This is a genomic window from Kitasatospora sp. NPDC057542 (assembly GCF_042801945.1).
Lineage (GTDB): Bacteria > Actinomycetota > Actinomycetes > Streptomycetales > Streptomycetaceae > Kitasatospora.
Genome location: NZ_JBHVFE010000039.1, coordinates 1 through 18374, shown reverse-complemented (window position 1 = coordinate 18374; position 18374 = coordinate 1). Strand labels below are relative to the sequence as shown.

The 18374-nt window shown below is 74.4% G+C and carries 13 protein-coding genes and 1 riboswitch; of the genes, 6 read left to right on the top strand and 7 right to left on the bottom strand.

Translation table 11 applies throughout. The annotated features are described in order from the left end of the window. The first annotated feature begins 112 nt into the window (after positions 1-112). From ACFU7Y_RS07930 to ACFU7Y_RS07920, 3 genes are read left to right on the top strand one after another with little or no spacing between them, the layout of a single operon-like run. Entirely contained in the window at positions 113-7378 is a 7266-nt protein-coding gene (locus ACFU7Y_RS07930; protein ID WP_380766806.1) for an amino acid adenylation domain-containing protein, read from the top strand. Further along, entirely contained in the window at positions 7371-7556 is a 186-nt protein-coding gene (locus tag ACFU7Y_RS07925; RefSeq protein WP_224283373.1) for an MbtH family protein, read from the top strand. The genes ACFU7Y_RS07930 and ACFU7Y_RS07925 overlap by 8 nt, the downstream gene beginning before the upstream one ends. After that, positions 7553-8947 (top strand): DHA2 family efflux MFS transporter permease subunit, encoded by a 1395-nt coding sequence (locus ACFU7Y_RS07920; protein ID WP_224283372.1) that lies wholly within the window; start codon positions 7553-7555, stop codon positions 8945-8947. Before ACFU7Y_RS07925 ends, ACFU7Y_RS07920 begins: the two co-directional genes overlap by 4 nt. Positions 8948-8951: 4 nt before the next feature. Here the strand turns inward: ACFU7Y_RS07920 and ACFU7Y_RS07915 are convergent, their stop codons facing one another. Together ACFU7Y_RS07915 and ACFU7Y_RS07910 are read right to left on the bottom strand one after the other, a co-directional pair. Then, positions 8952-9509, bottom strand: a complete 558-nt coding sequence (locus tag ACFU7Y_RS07915; RefSeq protein WP_224283371.1) for a hypothetical protein — start codon at positions 9507-9509, stop codon at positions 8952-8954. After that, a complete protein-coding gene (locus ACFU7Y_RS07910; protein ID WP_224283370.1) occupies positions 9499-10380 on the bottom strand; it encodes an NAD(P)-dependent oxidoreductase in 882 nt (293 codons plus the stop codon). Before ACFU7Y_RS07910 ends, ACFU7Y_RS07915 begins: the two co-directional genes overlap by 11 nt. Positions 10381-10482: 102 nt before the next feature. Here ACFU7Y_RS07910 and ACFU7Y_RS07905 point away from each other — a divergent pair, with 102 nt between their 5' ends. After that, on the top strand, positions 10483-11031 hold the full coding sequence (locus ACFU7Y_RS07905) for a Uma2 family endonuclease (RefSeq protein ID WP_380766803.1): 549 nt from the start codon (positions 10483-10485) through the stop codon (positions 11029-11031). Positions 11032-11053: 22 nt separating this feature from the next. Here ACFU7Y_RS07905 and ACFU7Y_RS07900 read toward each other — a convergent pair whose 3' ends face one another. From ACFU7Y_RS07900 to fhuB, 5 genes are all read right to left on the bottom strand, one after another. Further along, positions 11054-11917 carry an MBL fold metallo-hydrolase gene (locus ACFU7Y_RS07900; protein WP_380766801.1) on the bottom strand — a complete coding sequence of 288 codons (864 nt, stop codon included), beginning with the start codon at positions 11915-11917 and terminating at the stop codon, positions 11054-11056. Positions 11918-11928: 11 nt separating this feature from the next. Then, positions 11929-11996: riboswitch (guanidine-III (ykkC-III) riboswitch) on the bottom strand. A 29-nt stretch (positions 11997-12025) separates the two neighbouring features. Next, complete coding sequence (locus ACFU7Y_RS07895) at positions 12026-12223, bottom strand: DUF397 domain-containing protein (protein ID WP_380766798.1); 198 nt, start codon at positions 12221-12223, stop codon at positions 12026-12028. Next, positions 12220-13002, bottom strand: coding sequence for a helix-turn-helix transcriptional regulator (locus ACFU7Y_RS07890; protein ID WP_224283366.1), 783 nt, complete (start codon positions 13000-13002; stop codon positions 12220-12222). The genes ACFU7Y_RS07895 and ACFU7Y_RS07890 overlap by 4 nt, the downstream gene beginning before the upstream one ends. A 72-nt stretch (positions 13003-13074) precedes the next feature. Further along, positions 13075-14289, bottom strand: coding sequence for an enterochelin esterase (gene fes, locus ACFU7Y_RS07885; RefSeq protein WP_380766822.1), 1215 nt, complete (start codon positions 14287-14289; stop codon positions 13075-13077). Continuing rightward, positions 14253-16421 (bottom strand): Fe(3+)-hydroxamate ABC transporter permease FhuB, encoded by a 2169-nt coding sequence (fhuB, locus tag ACFU7Y_RS07880; protein WP_380766796.1) that lies wholly within the window; start codon positions 16419-16421, stop codon positions 14253-14255. Before fhuB ends, fes begins: the two co-directional genes overlap by 37 nt. Before the next feature lie 106 nt (positions 16422-16527). On the opposite strand from fhuB, the gene ACFU7Y_RS07875 reads away from it, so the two are divergent. Beyond that, positions 16528-17550, top strand: a complete 1023-nt coding sequence (locus tag ACFU7Y_RS07875) for an iron-siderophore ABC transporter substrate-binding protein (protein ID WP_224282087.1) — start codon at positions 16528-16530, stop codon at positions 17548-17550. Between the two features lie 26 nt (positions 17551-17576). Beyond that, positions 17577-18359: an ABC transporter ATP-binding protein gene (locus tag ACFU7Y_RS07870; protein ID WP_224282086.1), complete on the top strand. Its 783-nt coding sequence runs from the start codon at positions 17577-17579 to the stop codon at positions 18357-18359. Positions 18360-18374 lie beyond the last annotated feature (15 nt).

Below are 18374 nucleotides of genomic sequence, written 5' to 3'. Positions count from 1 at the left end.
GTCTCCGGATTGTCAGGGTCCCGGCCCTGCGGGGCCGTTGACCAGATCATATGAAGTTAGATTAGGCTAACCTAAGTAAGGCGTTCCGGATCCCCGAGGAGCTCTCCACCCCATGCCTGCCGTCGAAACCCAGATCGCCGACAGCCAGACCGCCGACATCCCCCTGCTCGCCGCCCAGGCCGCCATCTGGTACGCCCAGGCCCTCGACCCCGCGAGCCCGGTCTACAACACCGGCGACGCCGTCGAGATCACCGGTCCGCTCGACGAGGACCGGTTCGAGCAGGCACTGCGGCAGACGGTGGACGAGGCACAGGCGCTGAGCGCCGTCGTCGTCACCGGCCCGGACGGCACGCCCCGCCAGCGGCTGCGCCCCGGCCGCAGCTGGCCGCTGCACCACCTCGACCTGCGCGCCGCCGCAGACCCGGCCGCCGAGGCCGAGGCCTGGATGCGCGCCGACCTCGCCCGCCCGGCCGACCTCGCCGAGGGCCCGCTGTTCACCCACGCGCTCATCCGGCTCACCGGGGACCGCCGGCTCTGGTACCGCCGCATCCACCACCTCGCCGTCGACGCCTACGCGTTGACCCTCCTCGGCGATCGGGTCGCCGCCCTCTACGCCGCCCGTGCCACCGGCGCCGAACCCGCCCCGAGCCCCTTCGCCGGACTCGCCGAGGCCGCCGCCGAGGAGGCCGCGTACCGCGGGAGCGCGGAGTACGAGGCCGACCGCGCCCACTGGTCCGCCCGGATGGCCGGCGCCGGCCATCCGGCGACCCTCCCGGGCACCCCCGAGCCCGTCGCCGGTGACAACGGCAGCACCGGCGTCGCGTCCGGCGAATCGATCCGCCTCACCGCGGACCTGCCCGCAGGCACCCGCGACCGCCTGGAGCGCGCCGCCGGCGCCGTCCGCGCCACCTGGGCCGAGCTGCTCCTCGCCGCCGCGGCCGGCTACCTGCACCGCCTGACCGGAACCCAGGACGTCGTCCTCGGCCTGCCGCTCGCCAACCGCCGCGGCCCGGCCGCCCTGCGCGCCCCCGTCGCCGCCGCCAACGTGCTCCCGCTGCGCCTCGCCGTCCGCCCCGCCGACAGCGCCGAGGAACTGCTGCGCGCCGTGGTCCGCGAGCTGCGCGCCGTCCGCCGCCACCAGCGCTACCCGCTGGAGGACCTGCGCCGCGACCTCGCCCGCACCGGCGACCGCCGCGCCCTGTTCGGCCCGATGGTCAACATCAAGGCCTTCGAGAGCGACCTCGACCTGGCCGGCCTGCCCGGCACCGTCCGCAACCTCGCCGCCGGCCCGGTCGACGACCTGGCCCTGAACGTCTCGCCCGGCCCGGACGGCGCACTGCGCCTGGTCATCGACGCCGACCCGGCCCGCCACGGAGCCGCCTCCCTCGCCGCCCACCGCGACGGCCTGCTGCGCTACCTCGACGCCCTGGCCGACCTGCTGCTCGCCGACGCGCGGACGCCGATCGCCCGGATCGACCTGCTCGACCCGGACGGCCTGCGCCACGCCACCGAAGGCCGTACCGAGCCCCCGGTCGAGCGGACCGTGCCCGAGCTGTTCTCCGCCCAGGCCGCCCGCACCCCGGACGCCGTCGCCGTCCGCTGCGGCCCGGCCGCGCTGACCTACCGGCAGCTCGACGCCGCCGCCGACCGGCTCGCCCACCGGCTGACCGCCCTCGGCGTCCGGGCCGGCGCACCGGTCGCGATCGCCCTGCCGCGCGGCACCGACACCCTGGTCGCGATGCTCGCCGTCCTCAAGGCGGGCGGCGCCTGCGTCTGCCTCGACCTCGCCCACCCGGCGCGGCGCCTGGCCGCCGTGCTGGCCGACGCCCGCCCGGTCTGCGCGATCGGCACCGCCGAGGCCCTCGCCGGGCTCGACCTGCCCGCCGGCCTGCCCACCGTCCGGCCGGAGCAGGCCGACGGCCCGCCCGAAGCCGCCGGTGAGCCCCACACCGCCCCGCCCGCACCCCAACTGCACCAGCCCGCCTACGTGCTGCACACCTCGGGCTCCACCGGCCGCCCCAAGGGCGTGGTGGTCACCCACGCCTCACTGGCCAACCTGCACGCCGGCCTCGGCGAGGACCACATCGCCCCCGCCGTGCGCCGCACCGGACGGGACCGGCTGCGCGTCGCCCACAGCGCCTCGTTCGCCTTCGACGCCTCCTGGGACCCGGTGCTCTGGATGGTCCACGGCCACGAGCTCCACCTGCTGGACGACGCCACCTACCGCGACCCGGCCGCCCTCGCCGCCCACCTCGACCGCGAGCGCATCGACTACCTCGACCTCACCCCCTCCTACCTCGAAGTCCTGCTCGCCGAAGGCATCCTGGACGAGGGCCGGCACCGCCCGTCCGTCCTCGTGGTCGGCGGCGAGGCCACCCCGCCCGCGCTCTGGCAGCGCCTGACCGCCGTCCCCGGCCTGCATCCCGTCGACCTCTACGGCCCGACCGAGACCACCGTCGACGCCTACGCCTGGACCCCGGGCCCGGACGGCGCCCCGCACGGCCGGGTGGTGCGCGGCTCCCGCGCCTACGTCCTGGACGGCTCGCTGCGCCCCGTGCCCGACGGCGTCACCGGCGAGCTGTACGTGGCCGGCGCCTGCCTGGCCCGCGGCTACCTCGGCCGCCCCGACCTCACCGCCGAGCGCTTCCTCGCCGACCCGTTCGGCCCTCCCGGCAGCCGGATGTACCGCACCGGCGACCTCGCCCGGCGCCGCCCATGGGGGTCCCCCCGGCCGGAGGCTGGGGGAGGCACCCTGGAGTTCCTCGGCCGGGCCGACGACCAGGTGAAGATCCGCGGCTTCCGGGTCGAACCCGGCGAGATCGCCGCCGTCCTCGCCGAACTGCCCGGCGTCGCCCAGGCCGTGGTGATCGCCCGCCCCGGCCCGCAGGGCAAGCGCCTGCTCGGCTACGCCGTCCCGGAGAGCGGCAGCGCGCCGGACCCGGACGGGCTGCGCGCCGCGCTCGCCGCCCGGCTGCCCGCGCACATGGTCCCGGCGGCCGTCCTGCTGCTGGACGAACTGCCGCGCACCGCCCACGACAAGCTCGACCACCGCGCCCTGCCCGAGCCGGCCGTCGCCGCCGAAGGCACGGCGGCGGCCACGCCCCGGGAGGAGCTGGTGTGCGGCCTGTTCGCCGAGGTCCTCGGCCTGCCGCAGGCGCCCGGCCGGGACGCCTCCTTCTTCGACCTCGGCGGCCACTCGCTGCTCGCCGGACGCCTGGCAGCCCGGCTGCGCGACACCTTCGCCGCCCCGGTCGGCTTCGCCGACGTGTTCCGGCAGCCGACCCCGGCGGGCCTCGCCGCCCTGCTCGGCGCGGTCCGCGGTGAGGCCGCGCAGGCCGAGGAGCGCCGTTCGGCCCCGGTGCCGGTACCACGCACCGAGCGGATGCCGCTCTCGCCCGCCCAGCGCGGCCTCTGGTTCCTGCACTGCCTCGAAGGCCCCAGCCCCACCTACAACATCCCGCTGGCGCTCACCCTCACCGGCCCGCTCGACCGGCGCGCCCTCACCCTTGCGCTCGGCGACCTCGTCGCCCGGCACGAAGTCCTGCGCACCGTCTACGGGGAGGAACCGGACGGCACCCCGTACCAGCGCATCCTGCCGCCGTCGGCCGTCGAACTGCACGACGGAACCGGCGAGTTGGCCGATGCCGTCCGGTACGCCTTCGACCTGACCGCCGAACCGCCCCTGCGCGCCACACTGTTCACCGGGATCGCCGGGCCCGCCGCATCCTCCACCGGGCCCGCCGGCGGTGCGGAGCAGCACACCCTGCTCCTGCTGCTCCACCACATCGCGAGCGACGGCGCCTCCACCACCCCGCTGCTGCGCGACCTGGCCGCCGCCCACACCGCCAGGACCGCCGGACGGGAACCCGAACTGCCGCAGCACGCCATCCAGTTCGCCGACCACGCGGCCTGGCAGCGGGAGCGGCTCGGCACCGCCGACGCGCCCAGCCCGCTCGCCGTCCGGCAGACGGAGCACTGGCGCGCCGCGCTCGCCGGACTGCCCGACCAACTGGAGCTGCCCCTCGACCGCCCCCGCCCTGCCGTCGCGGGCCATCAGGGCGCCACCGTGCCCTTCATCCTCGGCGACGAGGCGCACACCGCCCTGGCCGGGCTCGCCCGGGCCGCGGACAGCACCGTCTTCATGGCCGTCCAGGCCGGTCTCGCGGCCCTGCTCACCCGGCACGGCGCCGGCACCGACATCCCGGTCGGCACCCCGGTGGCCGGCCGCGAGGACGAGGAAACCGCCGCACTGGTCGGCTACTTCGTCAACTCGGTGGTGCTGCGCACCGACACCTCCGGCGACCCGACCTTCCGCGAACTGCTGGCCCGGGTCCGCAGCACCGTGCTCGCCGCGCACGAGCACGCCGAACTGCCCTTCGACCGCCTGGTCGAGGAACTCAACCCGGCCCGCTCGCTCGCCCGTCACCCACTGTTCCAGGTGATGCTCGCCTGGCAGAGTCGCCCGGACGAGCGGATCGCCCTGGGCGGCGGCCTCACCGCCGAGATCGCCGCGATCCCCAGCGGAACCGCCAAGTTCGACCTCACCCTCAACGCGGGCGAACTGCCCGGCGGCGGCATCGGCGGCTTCCTGGAGTACCGCACCGACCTGTTCGACGCCACCACCGTGGCCGCCCTCGGGGAGCGCCTGACCCGGCTGCTCACCGCCGCCGCGAGCGCCCCTGACACCCCGATCGGCCGGCTGCCGCTGGTCAGTGAGGAGGAGCGGCTGCGCGCCCTGGTCGAGTGGAACGGCGCCCCCGTAGCCTCCGAGCCGAGCGTGACGCTGCCCGAGCTGTTCGAGGCGGCCGCCGCCGCCAACCCGCATGCGATCGCAGTCAGTTACCAGGACGAGCAGCTCGACTACACCGAACTCGCCGCCCGAGCCGACCGGCTGGCCCGGCTGCTGGCCGCCGAGGGCATCGGCCCCGGCACCATCGTCGCGCTCGCGCTGCCGCGTTCGCTCGAACTCGTCGTCGCCCTGCTGGCGGTGGCCAAGTCCGGCGCCGCGTACCTGCCGCTCGATCCCGACTACCCGGCCGACCGCCTCGCCTACATGCTGGCCGACGCCGCCCCCGCCGCCCTGCTCACCGACCGCGCCACCGCGCCCCGGCTGCCCGCCCACGAGGTGCGCCGACTCCTGGTCGACGGGCCGGAGTCCGAGCGCCACCCGGCCGTCCCACTGGCCCAGCACGAGCGCACCCGCCCGCTGAGCGCCGAGGACACCGCGTACGTCATCTACACCTCCGGCTCCACCGGCCGGCCCAAGGGCGTGCCGGTCACCCACCACAACGTGGTCCGGCTGTTCAGCGCGACCGACCACTGGTTCGGCTTCGGCGCCGAGGACGTGTGGACGCTGTTCCACTCCTACGCCTTCGACTTCTCGGTCTGGGAGCTGTGGGGCGCCCTGCTGCACGGCGGCCGGCTGGTCGTCGTCCCGCACCTGGTCAGCCGCGACCCGGCGGCCTTCCTGGACCTGCTCGCCCGCGAGCGGGTCACCGTGCTCAACCAGACGCCGTCCGCCTTCTACCAGCTCAGCGCCGCCGACCGGGACCGCCCCGGCAGTGAACTCACCCTGCGCTACGTGGTGTTCGGCGGCGAGGCGCTCGAACTCGCCCGGCTGGACGACTGGTACGACCGGCACGCCGAGGACGCGCCCACGCTGGTCAACATGTACGGCATCACCGAGACCACCGTGCACGTCTCGTACATCGCCCTCGACCGGGCGAGCGCCGCCGCCGGGAGCAGCAGCACCATCGGCGTCAACATCCCCGACCTGCGGGTCTACGTCCTCGACCAGCACCTCCAGCCCGTCCCGCCCGGCGTCACCGGCGAGATGTACGTGGCCGGGGCCGGTCTGGCCCGCGGCTACCTCGGCCGTCCCGAGCTGACCGCCACCCGCTTCGTCGCCGACCCGTACGCCGAGCTGTTCGGCGAGCGCGGCACCCGGATGTACCGCTCCGGGGACCTCGCCCGGCGCCGCACCGACGGCGTGCTGGAATACTTCGGCCGCGCCGACCAGCAGGTCAAGCTGCGCGGCTTCCGGATCGAACTCGGCGAGATCGAGGCCGTGCTGGCCGCCCACCCGGCCGTCGCCGACGCCGCGGTGGTGGTCCGGGAGGACGTACCGGGGGACAGGCGGCTGGTGGGCTACGCGGTGGCCGCCGGTGCCGAGCCGGACGAGCTGCGCACCCACGCCGCCGCCGAACTGCCGGCGCACATGGTGCCCTCCGCCGTGGTGCTGCTCGACCGCCTCCCGCTGACCGCCAACGGCAAGCTCGACCGGCGCGCCCTGCCCGCCCCCGAGGCCCCCGCGGCGGGCGCCGGCCGCCCGCCGCGCACCCCGCGCGAGCAGCAGCTGTGCGAACTGTTCGCCGAGGTGCTGGGCGTGGCCGCGGTCGGCGTCGAGGACGACTTCTTCGCGCTCGGCGGGCACTCGCTGCTGGTCGTGCGCCTCGCCGGGCGGATCCGCGAGGTGCTCGGACTGGAGGTCGGCATCGGTGCACTGTTCCAGACGCCCACCGTGGCCGCCCTGGACGCCGCCCTCGCGGCGGGCGCGCCGGACACCGACGCCCTGGACGTGCTGCTCCCGCTGCGGCCCGTCGCCCCCGGCCGGCAGCGCCCGCTGTTCGCCGTCCACCCGGCCGGCGGCCTCAGCTGGTGCTACACCGGCCTGATCCGCAACCTGTCAAGCGAGGTGCCGATCTACGGCCTCCAGGCCCAGGGCGTCGGCGCCGCAACAGCCGAACTCCCCTTGCCCGCGACGCTGGAGGAGCTGGCCGCGCACTACGCCGACCGGCTGCGCGAGGTCCAGCCCGAGGGCCCGTACCGACTGCTCGGCTGGTCCACCGGCGGGATCATCGCGCACGCGGTGGCCGTCCGGCTCCAGGAGCTCGGCGAGAGCGTCGAGTTGCTGGCGATCCTGGACGCCTACCCCGCCGAGGGCTTCCGCGAACTGCCCGTCCCCGACCAGGCCGAGGCGCTGGAGGCGCTGCTCACCATGGGCGGCTTCGGGCCGGCGGACCTCGACGGCCGCCCGCTCGAACTCGGCGCCGTCACCGAGCTGCTGCGCCGGGAGGGCAGCCCGCTCGCCGGTCTCGACGAGGCCACCGTGGCCGCGCTGAACCGGATCTACCTCAACACCAACCACCTGGTGCGCGGCTACGACCACCGCCGCTTCGACGGCGACGTGCTGTTCTTCCGTGCCACCGTCGACACCATCGACGAGGCCCTGGTGCCCGAGCTCTGGACGCCGTACGTGTCCGGCCGGATCGCCGACACCGACGTGGCCTGCTCCCACAAGGACATGACCCTGCCCGCCCCGATCGCGCACATCGCGAGCGTGATCGCCGACCACCTGGAGAGGTCCTCCCATGAGTGACGCCCCCGCCAACCCCTTCGACGCCGACGGCGAGTTCCTCGCGCTCGTCAACTCCGAAGGACAGCACTCCCTGTGGCCCGCCTTCGCCGCCGTCCCGGCCGGCTGGAGCATCGCCCACGGCCCGTGCGGGCGAGCGGCCGCACTGGAGTGGATCACCGCGAACTGGATCACCCTGTGAGCCCTCCGGTGGTCGAGGCCCCGGCGCGCCCCCTGCTCGCGGGGCGCGCCGCGGTGGTGGTCGTCTACACGGCCGCGATGTGCATGAACGGCCTGGACTCGACCATCGTCAACCCGGCGCTGTTCAGCATCGCCGAGGACTTCGGCCGGCCCGTCGAGGCCGCCAACGCCGTGGAGACCGCCTTCCTGGTCGGCCTCGCCCTCGGCCTGCCGGTGGCCGGCTGGCTCGGCGACCGGTACGGCGTCAAGCGGGTCTTCCTCGGCTCGCTCGCCGCCTTCACGCTCGCCTCCGCGCTCTGCGCGGCGGCGCCCGGCCTGGGCTCGCTGTCGGCGGCCCGGGCCGTCCAGGGCGTGGCCGGCGGGCTGCTCACCCCGGTCGGGATGACCCTGCTGTTCCGGGCCTTCGCCCCGCACGAGCGGGCCGGCCTGGGCCGCATCCTGATCGTCCCGACCGCGCTGATGCCCGCCCTCGGGCCGCCGCTCGGCGGCTTCCTCACCGAGCACCTGTCCTGGCACTGGCTGTTCCTGGTCAACGTGCCGATCGGGGCCGCCGCCGTGGTCATCGGGCTGCTCGGCCTGCGCAGCGAGCAGGAACCTCCGGCCGGCCGCTTCGACACCACCGGCTTCCTGCTCGCCACCCCCGGCCTCGGGCTGCTGACCTACGCCCTCGGCTTCGGCCCGGCGCACGGCTGGACATCCCCGGGCGTGGCCCTCGGTGGGCTGCTCGGACTGGCCCTGCTGGGAGCGGCCGTACGGCACCAACTGCGCACCGCCGAACCGCTGGTGGACCTGCGGCTGCTCGCCGACCGAACCTTCGGTGCGGCGAGCCGGCTGGCGCTGCTGACCGCGGCCGGGCTGATGGGCGCGCTGTTCGTGCTGCCGCTGCTCTACCAGGCGGTGCGCGGCGCCACCGCCCTGGACGCCGGGCTGAGCGTCTTCCCGGAGGCGATCGGCCTGATGGCCGCCTCGCAGGTGGTCGACCGGCTGCTTCCGAGGCTCGGTCCGCGCCGCCTCGTCCTGCCCGCGCTTTTGCTCGCGGCGGTGGTCATCGGCTCCCTCGGCTTCGCGGAAAACCCTTGGGCGGTAAGGGCGTTGATGTTCGGCGTCGGCCTGATCCTGGGCACTGCCGTGCTCACCGTCCAGATCGCCGGCTTCGCCGACGTCCCGCCCCCCGCCATGGGCCGCGCGATGGGCCTGTTCACCATCCTGCGCACCCTCGGCGGCGCCCTCGGCATCGCCGCCACGGCGGCGCTGCTCGGCGCGGTCGGTGACGGCGCGGGCCCGACGCCCTACCGCATCGCCCTCCTGCTCACCGCCGGCCTGGTGGCCGTCGGCGCCCTCTTGGCCGCCAGGCTCCCGGCGGAGGCCCCGGGCCCGCCCCCGGTGGACTGAACCCTCAGGCGGTGGTCCGCTCGGGAACGGCGCGCGCCCGGACGGACCACCGCCACAGCGAGCCCAGGAGCAGCAATCCCGGGGCGACCCCGGCGACCACGCCGACGGCGGCCGTCGGCGCATCGCCGAAGGCCAGCGCCAGCCCGGCCATCGCGCACAGCGTCATCGCGCCCCCGAGGGCGTGCAGCGAGGGCCGCTGCCAGAGCGCCGCCAGGACGAAGAAGTGCGCGCTCACCACGGTGGCGATCCATGGTCCGGTCGCCAGCGGGGTGTGCAGCAGGCGGTTGACCACCAGGATGCCGACGACGATCGCGGCTCCCCCGGCAGCCGGGATGAACTGGTAGTTCCGTCCGACGGCGTTCTTCGGCCTGCTCCCGGTCCGGTCCAGCGGCTCCTCCCGGCCACCCCACCGGTTCCAGGCCCCGATCAGCGCGATGAACGCGGCCGGCGACACCACCCGCAGCCCCACCTCGACTGCCGCAGGCAGCGTGCTCGCGCCGGTCTGGATGAACACGAGCCCGAGAACGGCTCCCAGGATCCGGGCGGTTCGATCAGTCGGCATGCCTGCCATCCTGACGGTCGATCCGACCATCGGACCAGCCGCGCCGTCCGGCTGCTTCGGCCAGCACGTCGGCCACGGTGCGACGAGGTCGACAGCCCAGCAGCCTGGTGGCCCGCTCGGACACGTAGACGCGGTCGATCGAGGAGGGGAGATCCCACCCGAGCCGGTCGAACCCGGCCGCCGCCTTCGGCATACGCTCCGCGATCAGGGCTGCCGGGGCCCGGTGAAGACGTGCGAGGTCGTCGGTCCGCCAGGGGTACGGGCCGGCGATGTTCACCACCCCGGCAGCCGTGGCGCTCTCGACGGCCAGCAGGTGCGCCCGCGCCACATCGGCCAGGTCCACGCCCCGGTAGAGGCGGTGCCGGGCCAGCAGGGGCGGCGGCTCCGGGAAACAGCGGGCGATCCGCAGGCACGCCGTGGTCATGCCGGTCGCTTCGAGCACCAGACGCTCGGCGGCCAGCTTCGTCTCGTCGTAGACGTCGCGCGGCCGGGCGACCAAGTCCTCGGTCACCCAGACCGCCGCGCCGTCGGACGGCACCAGCGCATGCCCGTACACCGAGGTCGAGCTGGTGAGGACGAACCGCCGCACCCCGGCCGCCTCGGCGGCGGAAAGCAGTTCCCCGGTCGCCCCGACGTTCACGGCGTGGAACTCCGCATCCGGCCGCACCCCGACGTGCGGCGCGTGCAGCGCGGCCGCGTGGACGACCGCCTCCGCCCCGGCGAGCGCCCCGCGCCATGCCGCGCCGTCCCGTAGGTCCGCCACCACGTCGGTGTCGGGGGACTTCACCCGGTCCACCCCGACCACCGTACGGCCCGACTCCCGCAGCAGCCGAACCACCGCCGACCCCACCAACCCGGCAGACCCCGTCACCACCACACGCCCCACCCGGGCCACCCCTCCCGCACGCGTCACCAATCCGCCGAGCCTACGGCGCCGGCGCGATACTGTGCCGGAAGCACCGGAGGAGAGCGCATGAACCCTGAGCACTACCGCCTGCTCGAAGAGGCCCGCCGCAGCCTGCCGGATGGTTACAAGGTCGAACTGTCGGGCGACATCATCGTCATGCAGGCGTCATCGCCGTCGATCCACCAGCTCAACCTCGCGATCGTCCAGCGCCAGTTCGAGGCGCACTGCCCCGCCGGCTACGTCCCGACCGGGAACAGCGACCTCTCCTCGCCCGAGATCGGCTCCGTCCGCAACCCCGACCTCACCTACCTGCCCGAGGACGTGATCGAGCTGGGCCGAGAGATCCCGGCCGACCTGGCACTGATCGCGGTCGAGGTCGTCTCGCCGTCCAACCCCGACAACGACTGGAACGGGAAGGTCCGCGACTACCCGCGGATGGGCTTTCCGATGTATCTGATCGTGGACCCGCGGCAGAAGACGGTGACGCTGTTCTCCGAGCCCAACCGCGACCGCTACCACACCCGGACGGAGCGGGAGTTCGGCGAGAAGATCCGCATCCCGGAGCCGTTCGGCTTCGAGCTGGACCTGACCCGGCTGGTGCCCTACCGGGATTGACCGGCCCCGGAGCCCCGGGCGCTCACTCGTGCGGCCAGAGGATCAGGTCGTCCAGCGGGTACCGGCGCGGACGGTCGCCGAGTTCGGCGACGGCGGCCCGGATCCGGTGCAGGTGGGCCGGGGTGAGCTGGAGCGGGGGCTCCTCGGGCTGGTGGGTGGTGCGGATCGGGTAGTCGACGCCCGGCTCGCGGGTCATCTCGATGTGGCAGCCGAGCACGTGCGTCACCGGGTGGCTCTCGGCGAAGGCGACCAACCGCTCGATGGTCCGCCCGAAGGCCGGCCAGTCGTTGATGTAGATCCGCCCCGGGTAGACGGTGTCGCCGGTGAGCAGGAAGCCGGTCCACGGGTCGTAGTAGGTGACCGACGCCTCGTGGTGTCCCGGGGTGGCCAGGCACTTCAGCACCCGCCCGCCGCCGAGGTCGACCGGGGCCACCGCTTCCTCGTCCCGGTCGAAGCCGAAGTACGGCCAGGCCGTGGCGAGTTCCCCGCCGACCAGGGTGGTCGCCGGCCGGTCGGCGAACTGGCCGTCGCCGGCGATGTGATCGCCGTGCGGGTGGGTGTGCAGGACCAGCAGCGGATAGTCGCCACCGGGCCGGGGGTTGCGGGCGAGCCACTTCTCCACCAGCTCGTCGACCGTCGCGCGCAGCGGGAAGTACGCGGCCTCGGCCGTCGCCCCGGTGTCGATCAGCACGGCCCGTTCCGTCCCGAACAGCAGGAACAGGAACGGCGCCTCGTAGTGGACCGCCTTGTTCTGGCGCAGGATGACGGTGTGCTCGTCGTACTCGTGGACCTGGATGTCCGGGTCGGTGTTGTGCTTCGCGGACGGGGAACCGTGGATCCATCGCACGTCCAGCGGACGGGTGACGGGAGTACCGGCAGCGGACACGACGCCTCCAGAGTGCGTCGTCTTGGCAGGCCGGGTACGGCGCACGTCTCGTCCGGGGCCGGCACCGCTGCGCCGCCCCGGGGACGCTAGCACGGGCCGGTGGCGGCGTCAGCCGGTCGTAGGAGAAACGTTCCGGGCGAACTCGACGAAGTCGGCCCAAGCCTGGGGAGCGAAGGCGAGCTGGGGGCCGGTCTTGTCCTTGGAGTCCCGCACGCGGACGGTGCCCGGGGTGAGGGCGACCTCGACACAGTTGCCGCCTTCGGTGCCGCTGTGGCTGGACTTGAACCAGGCCGGTTCGGTGCTCATAGTTCCTCCGCGAGCTTGCCGATGAACTCCGCCGAGGCCTCGGGGCTGAGGGCCTTCCTGAGGATCATTTCATGCCGCTGGCAGATCTGGTTGACCTTGTCCGGCTCCGAAGAGAGCAGGCCCATCGTTTGACCTTCCTCATAGGCGAGACGGTCATGTTCGGGCGTCTCAAGAAGGACGAAAGGACCGTTGAGGCCGGGATGGGCTCCGGTGTCCGGCACCACTTGAATCGCGATGTGGCGAGGCTCGCCACTGGTCAGCAGGTGACGAAGTTGGTGGCGTTGCTCCTCGGCACTCCCGAACGGGTGCCGCAGGACGTGCTCTTCGATCAGGAAGTTGAACGACTTGGTCTGGGTCTTCAGCAGTTCCTGTCGTTGAAGGCGGGCAGCGACGCGTTCCTCCACGGTTTCGTCGTCCATGGGCGGCCAGTGTGCGTGCAGGAGTGACCGGACGGTCTCTTCGGTCTGAAGCAGTCCCGGGATGAGCTGGTTCTCGTAGGAGCTGTGGACGATCGCGACGGCCTCGTACCGCATGAAGTCCTCGGCGAAGTGTGGATACTTCTCCGGCTTCAGGAACTGCGCTCCGGCTGCCAGGATTCCCTTCGCGTCGCACATGTCGTCCGCCACCCGCAGCAGGTGCAGCGACGGCTTCCGCCGCCCGGCCTCCATCGACCGCAAGCTCTCACAGCTGTACCCGGCCTCGGCCGCCAAGGCCTCGCGGCTGACTCCGGCGCGGGTCCGCCACAGCTTGATCTGGTTGCCGCAGTACAGCCAGGACATCGGCGGCGGAGTGGCGGACGAGGACGCGTTCATCGCTGACCCCCCAAGGTCATCCGGTGTGGACTCCCGACGTTAGGTGCCCGGTGGTTCGGTGGTGTGCGAATCGGTCGAAACCACCCCTCCGGGTGATCCGAGCAGGTGTGCGAGCCCGTCCGCCAGGCCGCCGCGCCAGCAGGCGTAGTCGTGGCCGCCGTTGAACTCGCGGTAGGCGAGGTCGTAGCCGCGGGCCGTCAGGACGTCGCGCAGGTGGCGGTTCTGGGTGAGGAGCATCCACTCCTGGAGGCCGACCTCGATCCAGAAGCGGGCCGCACGTCGTTCCTCGGCGGCGAAGCGGCGGGTCAGCCATTCGCTGCCCGCGTCGAACTCGGTCTCGTCGGGCCACCAGAAGGAACCGGACTGGGACAGCGCGTTGCCGAAGCGCTCCGGGCGGCGGTAGGCGGCGTAGGCGGCGGTGAGGCCGCCCGCGCTCTGGCCGGCGATCACGGTGGCGGCCGGGTCGTCGTTCGCGCCGAACTCCGCGCAGGCCCACGGGAGGAGACGGTCGGCGAGGAGGTCGACGAAGGCCGGGTTGCAGCTGAGGTCGTCCGGGCGTTGTGGGCCCATGGTGTGCACCAGCAGCGCGACGGTGGGCGGGATCGCGCCGTCCGCCGTCAGGTTGTCGAGGGTGTCGCCGACGGACAGCACCTCGCCCCACATCTCGCCGTCCAGCAGCACCGCGACCGGGTACGGGCCGCCGTCCGCGCGGTGCCCGGCCGGGAGGTGGACGTCCACCCGCCGGCCGGCCACCGTACGGGGGAGTGTCCGCCCGCGCGGCACGCCGTCGCGCCGCCGCACGTACGGCTGCGCGGGCGCGGCGGGCAGGCTGAGCACCGAGGAGGGGTGACGGCCGCCGCGGGCGGGCAGCCGGGGCTCGGTGTCGTACGGGTCGGGGAGGGCGTGGTCGAGGACGCGCAGCCAGTCGGGGCGGGTGGTGCCGGGGGCCTCGCCGCGGAACGGGTACAGCTGGTAGGAGGCGCGGTGGTCCGCGCGCAGCCGGTAGGTGATCGACCAGGCCCCGTCTGTCCCTCGCTCCATCAGATGAGGTGTCAGGTCGCCGGCGTGGCGGTCCTTGTCGGTGACGGTGTGCAGCAGTGCGAGCACGCCGTCGCAGCCGTCGTCCCGGTGGGCGAAGGTGACCAGGCGGTAGGCGGGGTCGTCGGGGTCGGGGACGACGACGAGCGGGGTCTTCACCATGGGGTCTCCAGAAGTGGTCACGCGGGGCTGCCCTTGCGGCCGAGCAGCACCCAGAGCAGGAAGGGTCCGCCGAGGACGGTGGTGACGATGCCGACGGGGATCTCCACCCCGGCGAACAGCACCCGCCCCAGAGCGTCCGCGAGCACGACGAGCAGGGCGCCGGTCAGCGCCGAGCCGAGCACCGGTACCCGCGCGGGCCCGGCCAGCCGCCCGGCGATCACCGGCGCGGCCAGCGCCACGAAGCCGACCGGCCCGCAGACGCCGACCGCCAGCCCGGCCAGCGCAACGGCCAGCAGCAGGCAGGCGAGCCGGACCCGGCCCGGGTCGACGCCCAGCGCCGAGGCGACGCTGTCGTCGAAGCGCAGCACCGCCAGCCGCCGGGCCACCACCAGCGCGAGCGGCACCAGCACCGCCAGCCCGAACAGCACGGGCGTGGCGACGGAGAGGTCCCGCCCGTTGAGGCTGCCGTTGGTCCAGATGTACAGCGAGCCGGCCGAGTTGAGCGAGCGCCGGGCCATCGCGACCTGGATGACGGCCGAGGCGAGCGCCGACATGGCGAGCCCGACCACCAGCACCCGGTAGCCGCGCGCGCCGAGCCCGCCGGAAGCCAGGGTGACGACCAGGACGGCGACCAGCGCGCCGAGCGGTCCCGCCCACCAGGCGCCGAAGGTGCCCGCGACGCCGGCGGAGATCAGCACGGCGGCCGTCGCGCCGTCGTTGACGCCGAGCAGTTCGGGTGTGGCCAGGCGGTTGCGGGCGAGGGTCTGGGTGAGGCAGCCGGCCAGGCCGAGGGCGGCCCCGGCGGCGAGCCCGGCGACGATCCGGCCGAGCCGGAACTTCTGCACCAGCAGCACGTCCAGCCGGTCGCCGTAGCCGAACACCGCCCGGAAGGTGCGGGCGAGGTCGAGTTCGCTCTGCCCGGCGTGCGCCGAGACCACCACGGCGGCCAGCAGTGCGGCGGCCAGGCCGAGCGAGGCCGGCAGCGCCCGGCGCGGCACCAGCAGCGACCACGCGCCGTACCGCAGTGCCAAGTCCGGTTTGGGCGGGGCCGGTTCGTCCCGGCGCGCGGAGGGTGCCGACTCGGCGGGGTCGGCCATCGCCAGGGCTGCGGAGTGCCGGGAGCGGACGATCGCGATCAGGGCCGGGGCGCCGATCAGTGCGACGATCACCGACACCGGTGCCTCGAAGGGGCGGGCCACCACCCGGGCGAGCACGTCCGCGCCGGTCAGCACGGTGGCGCCGAACAGCGCGGCGAGCAGGGTGAGCCGGCCGACCCGCGGGCCGGCGACGGTGCGGGCGAGGAAGCCGGAGAGCAGCCCGAGGAAGGCGACCGGCCCGGCCAGTGCGACCGCCGAGGCGGTCAGCAGGGTGACCGCGAAGCCGACGGCGGCCCGGGTGGCGCCGGGCCGATGGCCGAGGCCGCGGGCGAGGTCGTCGCCGAGGGCGAGCGCGGTCAGCGGCCGGGTGGTGAGCGCGGCGAGCAGGAACCCGGCGCCGAGTACCGGGGCGAGTTGGCGCAGCGTCGTCCAGCCCTCCACTCCGGCCAGCGAGCCGAGCACCCACACCCGGTACCGTTCGTACGCCTCGGGGGAGTTGACGATCAGCACGTCGGTGAGCCCGCGGAAGATCGCCGCGACGGCGGAGCCGGCGAGCACCAGCCGCATCGGGGAACCGCCTCCCCGGCTGCTCGCGACCAGCAGCACCACGGTGCTGGCGAGCACCGCGCCGCCGAAGGCGAAGGCGAGGTAGCCGAAGGAGGTCTGCACGCCGAGCACGGCGATGCCGAGCACGACGCCCAGCGAGGCACCGGCGTTGACCCCGAGCAGGCCGGTCTCGGCCAGCGGATTGCGGGTGACGGACTGCAGCTGCGCCCCGGCGACGCCGAGCGCGGCGCCGACCAGCAGGGCGGTGAGGGTGCGCGGCAGTCGCAGGTCGCCGACGACCAGGGCGAGCCGGCCGTCGGCGCGGGCGCCGTCGCGGTTCAGCAGGTAGTCCAGCACCCGGCCGGGGCCGACCTCGCCGGCGCCGACCGACAGGGAGAGCGCGGCCAGGGCGAGCAGGAGCACCACCGCCGCCGTGACGGCCGGCCAGGTCGGGCGGGCGCCCTCCGTGCGGCCCCCGGGCCGTCGGGGCTCCGGCGCGGTGGCGGTGGGCGCTTCGGGGGCGCCGGCTTGCGACAATGTCATAAGGTAAGGCTAACCTAATGATCGAGCCGTCCCGAGAGGCACCTCCACCGTGCCGAGCTGCCCGGACGTCGCTCAACTCCCGTACCACCGCTGCCCGGAGGCACCCATGCCGTTCGCCCGTCGCCCGCTCAGCCCCGTCCGCCGCCGCGCGGCCCAGGCGCTGGCCGTCACCGGGGCGGCCGCGCTCCTGCTCACCGGCTGCGGCTCCTCCGGTTCCTCCTCCTCGGGCTCCTCCACGGCTGCCTCCCCGGCGGCGGACGCGGCGGGCGGCGGTAGTGCCGGCGGCAAGCGGACCGTCAAGGACGCCACCGGCAAGGCCGTCGAGGTCCCCGCCGAGCCCAAGCGGATCCTCACCCTCACCCAGGAGGACCTGGACGCGGTGCTCGCCCTCGGCGTCAAGCCGGTCGGCATCACCAACGGCCAGGGGCTGGCCGAGCCGCCCGCGTACCTCAAGGACAAGGTGCAGGGCGTCCCGGTGGTCGGGAACCTGCTCCAGCCCGTGATGGACAAGGTGATCGCCGCCAAGCCCGACCTGATCCTGGCCGGCGACATGCAGGACGAGCAGGTGCTCAAGCAGCTGCGCGAGATCACCCCCGCCACGCTGGTCACCATGGCGCCCACCGACGACTGGAAGCTCGCCTTCCGGGGCATCGGCAACGCCGTCAACAAGCTCGACCAGGCAGACAAGGTGATCGGCGACTACGAGGCCAAGGCCGCCAAGGCGGGTGGCGAACTCGCCGGGAACAAGGGCGCCGCGGTCTCCATCGTGCGCTGGAACCCCACCGGTCCGAGCTGGATGGAGAAGAAGCAGTTCGCCAGTGGCGTGGCCCTCGACATGGGCCTGACCCGCCCGGCCGCGCAGGACAAGGACGGCAACGCGCACAGCCCGGCGCTCAGCCTGGAGAAGCTCGACGAGCTCGACGGCGACTGGCTGTTCCTGTCCACCCTGACCGACGACGGCAAGGCCGCGCTCAAGGAGGTCCAGTCCAAGCCCGCCTACCAGGAGCTGGGCGCGGTGAAGAACAACCACACCGTCACCGTGGACGGCTCGGTCTGGTCCACCCGGGGCGGCCCGCTCGCCGCCGACGTGGTCATCGGCGACATCGTCAAGGCGCTCGGCGCCAACTGAGCCCGCACCGGTCAGGGGGAAGTGCCATGGAGTTGACGGTCCAGGGGCTCGGCGCCGGCTACGGTCCGGGGCGGCCGGTGCTCAGCGGCGTCGACCTCACCGTCCCGGCCGGGCGGGTGGTGGCGGTGGTCGGCCCGAACGGCTGCGGGAAGTCCACCCTGCTGCGCTCCGTCGCGAGGCTGCACCGGCCGGACACCGGACGGGTCCTGGTCGGCGGCGAGGACGTGTGGCGGTTGCGCCCGCGCCAGGCCGCCCACCGGGTCGCGCTGCTGCCGCAGAGCCCGCAGGCCCCGGAGGCCGTCACCGTCACCGGACTCGTCCGCTACGGCCGCCACCCGCACCAGGGGCTGTTCCGCCAGTGGTCGGCGGAGGACGAGCGGCTGACCGCCGGGGCCCTGCGCGCCACCGGCGTCGAGGACCTCGCCGACCGCCGCCTCGACCGGCTCTCCGGGGGGCAGCGCCAGCGCTGCTGGCTGGCCATGGTGCTCGCCCAGGACACCCCGGTGGTCCTGCTCGACGAGCCGACCAGTGCGCTCGACCTCGGGCACGCGGTGGAGGTGCTGGAGCTGGTCCGCCGGGTCGCGGCGGGCGGGAGGACGGTGGTCATGGTGCTGCACGACCTCGCGGCGGCCGCCCGCTACGCGGACCTGCTGGTCGCGCTGCGGGACGGTGCGGTGGTGGCCTGCGGGCCGCCGCGCGAGGTGGTGGACGCCCCGCTGGTGCGGGCGCTGTACGACATCGACAGCCATGTGCTCGCGGCGCCGGGCGACGGCGCTCCGGTGATCGTTCCCCGGGCGCCGCTGGGCTGACGCTGTCTCTTATAC

Coding starts and splice junctions, on each gene's coding strand:
- ACFU7Y_RS07930 (WP_380766806.1), top strand. CDS start 113: ATGCCTGCCGTCGAAACCCAGATCGCCGACAGCCAGACCGCCGACATC.
- ACFU7Y_RS07925 (WP_224283373.1), top strand. CDS start 7,371: ATGAGTGACGCCCCCGCCAACCCCTTCGACGCCGACGGCGAGTTCCTC.
- ACFU7Y_RS07915 (WP_224283371.1), bottom strand. CDS start 9,509: ATGCCGACTGATCGAACCGCCCGGATCCTGGGAGCCGTTCTCGGGCTC.
- ACFU7Y_RS07905 (WP_380766803.1), top strand. CDS start 10,483: ATGAACCCTGAGCACTACCGCCTGCTCGAAGAGGCCCGCCGCAGCCTG.
- ACFU7Y_RS07895 (WP_380766798.1), bottom strand. CDS start 12,223: ATGAGCACCGAACCGGCCTGGTTCAAGTCCAGCCACAGCGGCACCGAA.
- ACFU7Y_RS07890 (WP_224283366.1), bottom strand. CDS start 13,002: ATGTCCTGGCTGTACTGCGGCAACCAGATCAAGCTGTGGCGGACCCGC.
- fhuB (WP_380766796.1), bottom strand. CDS start 16,421: ATGACATTGTCGCAAGCCGGCGCCCCCGAAGCGCCCACCGCCACCGCG.
- ACFU7Y_RS07875 (WP_224282087.1), top strand. CDS start 16,528: ATGCCGTTCGCCCGTCGCCCGCTCAGCCCCGTCCGCCGCCGCGCGGCC.
- ACFU7Y_RS07870 (WP_224282086.1), top strand. CDS start 17,577: ATGGAGTTGACGGTCCAGGGGCTCGGCGCCGGCTACGGTCCGGGGCGG.